Source organism: Streptomyces sp. SAJ15, assembly GCF_007595705.1.
GTDB lineage: Bacteria > Actinomycetota > Actinomycetes > Streptomycetales > Streptomycetaceae > Streptomyces.
Map to the genome: position 1 here is coordinate 23065 of NZ_NISY01000026.1, position 7856 is coordinate 30920.

Here is a 7856-nt window from a genome sequence, read left to right on the forward strand (position 1 = left end):
TACGAGAACCGCTATGGATGCCGCTCTGGGCGCCGGCACGGGTGCCCCTACGAGCAGGAGGGGTCCTCCTGGCCGTGCGCCAGGCCGATGAGGTCGTCGAGGTCCATCTCGTCGATCGAGCCGGAAGCGCTCGTGACCGGGCCCGCGACCGGGCCCGCGACCGGGCCCGCGGCGTGGACCGGCACAGGGTCCGGGGCGCGGCCCGGGGCGCCGGGGGCGGGAACGACCTCCGCCAGCTCCAGCAGCACCCGCAACACCCCCGCCTCCCGCAGCCGACCGAGCGGAATGGACGCCACCACCGTCCGCAGCTCCTCCTCGCTGAGACCCCACGTCGCCGCCGCCTCCGCGTCGCCCCCGCCCCCCGCACCGGCGTCCGACCCGCTCACCGGCAGCAACCGGGCACGCAACTGCTCCGCCAGCGAGGCCGGGGTCGGAAAGTCGAACGCGAGGGTCGCCGGCAGCCGCAGACCGGTCGCGGCGGTCAACCGGTTCCGCAGCTCGACGGCGGTCAGCGAGTCGAAGCCCAACTCCCGGAAGGCCCGATCCCCCGGGACCGCCGCCGTCCCGTCGTGCCCCAGCACCGCCGCGGCATGCGACCGCACCAGGCGCGTCAGGACCTGCGTCTGCTCCCTGGCACCGCGCCGAGACAGGCGCTCCACGAGCGAGGCCGCGGCGCCCCGCGCCTCGTCCCCGCCGGCCGCCCCCGAACGGGCCGAGACCCGCACCAGCCCGCGGAGCATCGCCGGCACCTCGGACCCGGCGGCACGCGCCCGCAACGCGCCGAGATCGAGCCGAGCCGGAACCAGGAACGGCTCGTCGGCCGCCAACGCGGCGTCGAACAGCGCCAGCCCCTCCTCCGTCGGCAGCGGGACCATCCCGCCGCGATGGATCCTGGCGTGGTCGGAGCCGTCCAGATGGCGTGTCATGCCGCTGCCCCGCGCCCACAGGCCCCACGCGAGCGAGACCGCGGGCAGCCCCCGCGCCCACCGATGCCGCGCCAGCGCGTCCAGCACCGCGTTGCCCGCCGCGTAGTTGCCCTGCCCCGGAGAGCCGAGCACGGCCGCCGCCGAGGAGAACAGTACGAAGGCCGCCAGCTCCATCCCCCGCGTCAGCTCGTGCAGATGCAGCGCCGGGGCCACCTTGGCGCGCAGCACCGCGTCGACCCGCTCCGGCGTCAGCGAGGGGAGCGTCCCGTCGTCCAGAACGCCCGCCGCGTGCACCACCGCGGTCAGCGGATGCCGATCCGGCACGCCGGCCAGCACGCCGGCCAGGGCCTCCCGGTCGGCGGCGTCACAGGCGACGACGGACACCGTCGCGCCGAGCGCCGACAACTCGGCCGCGAGCTCCCGCACCCCCTCGGCCGCCTCACCCCGGCGGCCCACCAGCAGCAGCCGCCGCACCCCGTGCGCCACGACCAGATGGCGGGCGACCAGCCCGCCCAGGACCCCGGTACCACCGGTGATCAGCACGGTGCCCTCCGGGTCCAGCGCACCCGGGGCCGTGTCGCCGGAGCCGGACCCCTCCCGCCGGACCAGGCGCTCCAGCCGCGGCACCCGTAGCTCACCCGCCCGGACGGCCAACTGGGGCTCCCCGACATCAGGCGCGGCGAACAGCAGATGAGCCGAGACGTCGAGCCCGTCCCAGTCCACCAGCACGATGCGGCCCGGATTCTCGGACTGCGCCGAACGGACCAGGCCCCACACCGCGGCGCCGGGCAGATCCACCACATCCTCGTCCCGCCCGACGGCGACCGCCCCGCGCGTCAACACGACCAGTCGCGTCTCGGCGAAGCGATCGTCGGCCAGCCACGCCCGCACCACGCGCAGCGCATGATGCGCGGCCGTGTGCACGGCCGCCGCGCCGCCCTCACCACCACAGGGCAGCAGAACCACATCGGGAACCGCGTCGCCACCGCCCTCCACGGCCTCCAGCAGCGCGGCCCAGTCGTCATGGCGCCGAACCCCCAGCCCGTACGGGTCCTCGCCCACGACGGCGAAGACGGCGGGGAAGGCGCCGGAAAGCGGTGGATCGGAAGCGGACCGCGACACCGGGGACCACACCGTACGGAACAGCGACTCGTGGAACTCCGAGCCGAGAGCGCGCATCTCCCCGGCGGACACCGGCCGCAGCGCCAGCTCGTCGACGGAAGCCACCGGCCGACCCACCTCGTCGAACGCCTCGATGGCCACCGCCTCACGGTCGGCGAGCGGTGAGAGCCGCACCCGCAGCGCCTCCGCGCCCGGTGCGTCCACGGTCACCCCCCGCCACATGAACGGCAGTCGCGCGGCCGGGCGCTCCGTCGGCCGTGCGGCCCCCGGCGCGCCGTCCCCCGCGGTGCCGAGACCCAGGCCGAGCGTGTGCAGCGCCGCGTCCAGCAGCGCGGGGTGGATGCCGAAACGCCCCGCCTCCTCGGCCTGCGCCTCCGGAAGCCGCACCTCCGCGAGGAGGTCGGCGCCATGGCGCCAGACCCCACGCAGCCCCTGGAACGCCGGGCCGTACGCCAGCCCCGCCTCCGCCAGCAGCTCATAGAGCGCGTCCAGGTCGACGGCCCGGGCCCCCGCCGGCGGCCATGCGCTCGCCGCCGCGCCTTCGGTCCCTCCCGCGGCGGTCACGGCGCTCAGCGTGCCGGTGGCGTGCCGTGTCCACGGACGGTCGGCGTCGTCCCCGTCCTCCGTACGGGAGGCGTCGCCCTGGACGCGGGAGTAGGCGGCGAACTCCCGACGGCCGTCGTCGTCAGGTGCCCCGACGCTGAGCTGCACATCGACCCCGCCCTGCCGCGGGAGGAGCAGGGGCGCCTCAAGGGTGAGTTCCTCGATGAGTCGACAGCCGACGTGGGCACCGGCTTGAAGGGCGAGGTCGAGGAAGGCGGTGCCGGGCAGCAGCACGGTGTCGCCGAGGGCGTGGTCCGCGAGCCAGGGGTGCGTACGGAGCGAGAGCCGGCCGGTGAGCAGATGGCCGTCACCGCCCGCGATCCGGACCACGGCTGCGAGGAGTGGGTGGGTGGTTTCGTCGAGTCCGGCGGTGGTGGGGTTGGTGTGGGGTTGGGGGTGGAGCCAGTAGCGCTGGTGTTGGAAGGGGTAGGTGGGGAGGTCGGTGGGGTGGGGGGTGGGGGTGTGGTGTTGGTAGTGGTGGTGCCAGTTGATGGTGTGGTGGTGGGTGTGGGCGTGGGCGAGGGCGGTGAGGAGTTGGTGGGTGTCGTTGTGGTTTCGGCGGAGGGTGCTGATGACGGTGGTGGGTGGATGGGTGTGGCTGTCGGTGTGGTCGGTCTCATCGGTGTGGGTGGTGTGGGTGGTGTCGTGGAGGGCGGGGGTGAGGGTGGGGTGGGGGCTGATTTCGATGAAGGTGGTGTGGCCTTGGTGGTGGAGGGTGTGGATGGTGTCGGTGAAGCGGACGGGTTGGCGGAGGTTGCGGTACCAGTAGTGGGCGTTGAGGGTGGTTCCGTCGAGGGTTTGGTTGTCGACGGTGGAGTGGAAGGGGGTGTGGGTGGGTTGGGGGGTGATGTTGTGTAGTCGGGTGAGGAGTTGGTTTTTGAGGGGGGTGATGTGGGGGCAGTGGGAGGCGTAGTCGACGGGGATGCGTTTGGCGGGTACGCCTTGGGTGTGGAAGTGGTGGAGGGCTTGGTCGAGTGCGTGGGTGTCGCCGGTGATGATGGTGGTGGTGGGGCTGTTGTGGGCGGCGGTCCATAGTTGGTCGGGCCAGTGTTTGTTGAGGGTGGGGGTGATGTGGTGGGGGGGTAGGGGGATGGAGGCCATGCCGCCTGTGCCGCTGAGTGTTTGGAGGGTTTGGGAGCGGTGGGTGATGAGGGTGGCGGCGTCGTGGAGGGTGAGGGCTCCTGCGATGTGGGCGGCGGCGATTTCGCCTTGGGAGTGGCCGATGACGGTGTCGGGGGTGAGGCCGTGGGCGCGGTAGGTGTGGGCGAGGGAGACCATGAGGGCGAAGAGGACGGGTTGGATGATGTCGGCGCGGTTCCATGCGGGGTCGTGTGGGGGGCGGTGGAGGATGTCGGTGAGGTTCCAGTCGACGTGGGGGGTGAGGGCTTGTTCGCAGGTGGTGATGGAGTGGGCGAAGTCGGGTGAGGTGTGGAGGAGGTGGAGTCCCATGCCGGGCCATTGGCCGCCTTGGCCGGGGAAGACGAACACGATCCGGCCTGGGGTGGTGGTCGTGGTGGTGGGGGGTGTGTGGTGGAGGGTGGGGTGGGGTCGGCCGGTGGCCAGCGCGTCCAGGCCCTGGAGCAGTTCCTCGCGGTCCGAACCGATGACCACAGCACGATGCTCGAAGACCGACCGGCGGGCAGCCAACGAGTAGCCGATGTCGGCAAGCCTCGGACCGGTTTCGGCGGAGGTGGCGGCCAGGTAGCGATGGAGTCGGCGTGCCTGAGCCCGGAGCGCCTCGGGTGACTTCCCGGACACCGGCCAGGGCAGCGGAACACTGCCGGACGCCTCATCGGAGCCCGTGGTGTCCCGCTCGGCCGCGGACGCCTCAGCCGAGGGGGTGTGGGCGTCCCGCTCGGAGTCGACCGCCGACTCGGGGGGCGCCTCCTCCAGGATCACGTGCGCGTTGGTGCCGCTGACGCCGAACGAGGACACACCGGCCCGCCGCGGACGCCCGTTCCGCGACCACGGCAGCGCCTCGGTCAGCAGCCGCACCGCGCCCGAGGACCAGTCCACATGCGGCGAGGGCTCCGACACATGCAGGGTCGGCGGCAGCAGCTCGTTCCGCAGCGCCATCACCATCTTGATGACCCCGCCCACGCCGGCCGCCGCCTGCGCGTGCCCGATGTTGGACTTGATCGAACCCAGCCACAGCGGCTTCCCCTCGGGCCGGTCCTGGCCATACGCGGCCAACAGGGCCTGGGCCTCGATCGGGTCGCCGAGGACGGTACCGGTGCCATGCCCCTCGACCACGTCGATCTCGGCGGGCGACAACCCCGCGCTGGCCAGGGCCTGTCGGATGACCCGCTGCTGCGAGGGACCGCTGGGGGCGGTGAGCCCGTTGCTGGCACCATCCTGGTTGATCGCGCTGCCGCGCACCACGGCCAGGACGCGATGGCCGTTGCGCCGCGCGTCGGAGAGGCGCTCCATGAGGATCACGCCGGCGCCCTCCGCCCAGCCGGTGCCGTCCGCGGAGGCGGAGAACGCCTTGCAGCGACCGTCCACGGACAGCCCCCGCTGGCGGGAGAACTCGACGAACGTCGCCGGAGTGGACATCACCATCACCCCGCCGACGAGCGCCAGCGAACACTCCTCCGTTCGCAGCGCCTGACCGGCCATGTGGAGAGCCACCAGGGATGACGAACATGCGGTGTCCACCGACACCGCCGGCCCCTCCAGCCCGAAGGTGTAGGCGATACGGCCGGAGGCGACGCTCCCGGAGCTGCCCGTCAGGGCATAGCCGGCCGCGGCCGTCGGCACCTGCCGCACATGGGCCGCGAAGTCCTGCACGTTGATGCCGGCGAAGACCCCGGTCTGACTCCCGCGGAGGGTCTCCGGGTCGATTCCCGCGTGTTCGAGGGCCTCCCAGGAGACCTCCAGCAGCAGCCGCTGCTGCGGGTCCATGGCGAGCGCCTCGCGGGGACTGATCCCGAAGAAGCCGGGATCGAAATCGCCCGCGTCGTAGAGGAACCCGCCATGACGGGTGTAGCAGGTGCCCTGGTGGTCGGGGTCCGGGTGGTAGATCCGGTCGAGGTCCCAGCCACGGTCCGTGGGGAACTCGGTGACGGCGTCCCTACCGCCGGCGACCAACTGCCACAGCTCGTCGGCCGATCGCACCTCCCCCGGATAGCGGCACGCCATGCCGACGATCGCGATGGGCTCGTCCGGGTCGCCCACCCGAGTCCGCGCCGGCGACGACGCGGCCGCGCGCTCGTCGTCGCCCAGCAGCATCGTGCGCAGACGGGCAGCGCAGTCGGCGGGACTCGGGTGGTCGAAGACCAGCGTCGTGGGCAGGGACAGCCCGGTGGCGGCCGAGACGCGGTTGCGGAACTCGACGGCCGTCAGGGAGTCGAACCCCACATCGCTGAAGGCGCGCTGGGCGTCGATCGACTCGGGCCCGTCATGACCGAGGACCGCGGCGGTGTGGGTGCGCACGATGTCGAGGAGGGCCCGGTGCTGCTCATCGGCCGAGCACCGCACGAGACGTTCCCGGAGGGAGTCGACCGAGGGGCGGTCGGATCCCTTGTCGAGCAGCTCTCGAACCTCGGGGATGTCGTCGAGGAGCGGCGCCGGCCGACGGGCGGTGAAGGTGGCGGCGAAATCCGGCCAGTTGACGTCCACGGTGACGGTGGCGGTGTGAGGGTGATGAGCGAGGGTGTGGGCGAGTGCCGTGAGGGCGAGTCCGGGCGGGATGGCGGGAAGGCCGCGGCGGCGCAGCCGGTCCCGGGTGTCGCCCCCCGCCGCCATCCCCTCGCCGTCCCAAGGGCCCCAGGCGATGGAGGTGGCGGGGAGTCCCTGGGCGTGGCGGTGCTGGGCGAGGGCGTCGAGGTAGGCGTTGGCTGCGGCGTACGCGGCCTGGCCGGCACTGCCCCAGGTGCCCGCGATCGAGGAGAAGAGAACGAAGTGCTCGATCGTGTCGTGGTCCCGCAGCAGCTCGTGCAGGCGCGCCGCCCCGGCCGCCTTGGCCCCGGCCGTCGAGGCGAGGTCCGCCGTCGTCGTCTCTGCGATCGACGCCGCCAGGTTGACCCCCGCTGTGTGGATGACGGTGGTGAGGGGGTGGGTTGGGGCGATGGTGTTGAGGAGGTTGGTGAGTTGGGTGGGGTTGGTGGTGTCGCAGGTGGTGATGGTGGTGTGGGCGCCGAGTTGGGTGAGGTGTTGGTGGAGTTGGGTGGCGTTGGGTGCGTGGGGTCCTTGTCGGCTGGTGAGGAGGAGGTGGCAGTGGGGGTGGTGGGTGGCGATCCAGGTGGCGATGTGGGTTCCGATGGCTCCGGTGCCGCCGGTGATGAGGACCGTGCCGTGGGGTGTCCAGGTTTGGTGGTCGTCGCGGCTGGTTGTGGTGGTTGTGGTGGGTGTGGGTGGCGTGGTGGGGGTGGTGCGGACGAGGCGTCGGCTGAGGAGACCGCTGTCGCGGATGGCCAGTTGGTCTTCGTTGTGGGTGGTGGTGAGGGTGTGGGTGAGGTGGGTGAGGTGTTGGGGGGTGAGGGTGGTGGGGAGGTCGATGAGCCCGCCCCAGTGGTGGGGGTGTTCGAGGGCGGTGGTGCGTCCGAGTCCCCAGGTGAGGGCTTGGAGGGGGTGTTGGAGGGTGTCGGTTGGGTTGGTTGTGGTGGCGTTGTGGGTGAGGCACCACAGGGGTGCGGTGAGGGTGGGGTGGGTGGTGAGGATTTGGATGAGGGCGAGGGTGAGGGCTGTTCCGGTGGGTACGTGGGGGTGGTCGGGGTGTGGTTCCTCGTCCAGGGCGAGGAAGGAGAGCACCCCGCTGACCTTGGACTCGTCATGCCCCGCCAGAGCCGCGGAGAGCTCTTGACCGAGGGCACGCGGTTCGGCGCGGGTCGCGTCGAGAAGCACTTCGATCGTATGGGCGCCATGGCCCCTCAGAGCGTCGAGGACGGCACCGACATGCGGATGCCCGGAGTGCCGAGCGGGCACGGCGACCAGCCAGTCGCCTGGCGGCCTCCGACCGGCGTCCGCGAGAGTGATCGGTTTCCACACCTCGTGATAGCGCCAGTCGGCGGTGACGTCACGACCTTTGGCGGGGGTGGTGTCGAGCCAGTAGCGCTGGTGTTGGAAGGGGTAGGTGGGGAGGTTGGTGTGGTGGGGGGTGGTGGGGTGGTGTGTTGGGTGGTGCCAGGTGGTGGGGTGTCCGTGGGTGTGGAGGTGGGCGAGGGCGGTGTGGGTGGTGTGGGTTTCGGGGTGGTCGGGGTGGAG

Annotated in this window: 1 protein-coding gene; it reads right to left on the reverse strand. The window is 72.2% G+C overall.

Annotated elements, in window-relative coordinates; genetic code table 11:
- Positions 1-47: 47 nt before the first annotated feature.
- Positions 48-7496 carry a type I polyketide synthase gene (locus tag CD790_RS33645; protein ID WP_222108345.1) on the reverse strand — a complete coding sequence of 2483 codons (7449 nt, stop codon included), beginning with the start codon at positions 7494-7496 and terminating at the stop codon, positions 48-50.
- Between the last annotated feature and the right edge of the window lie 360 nt (positions 7497-7856).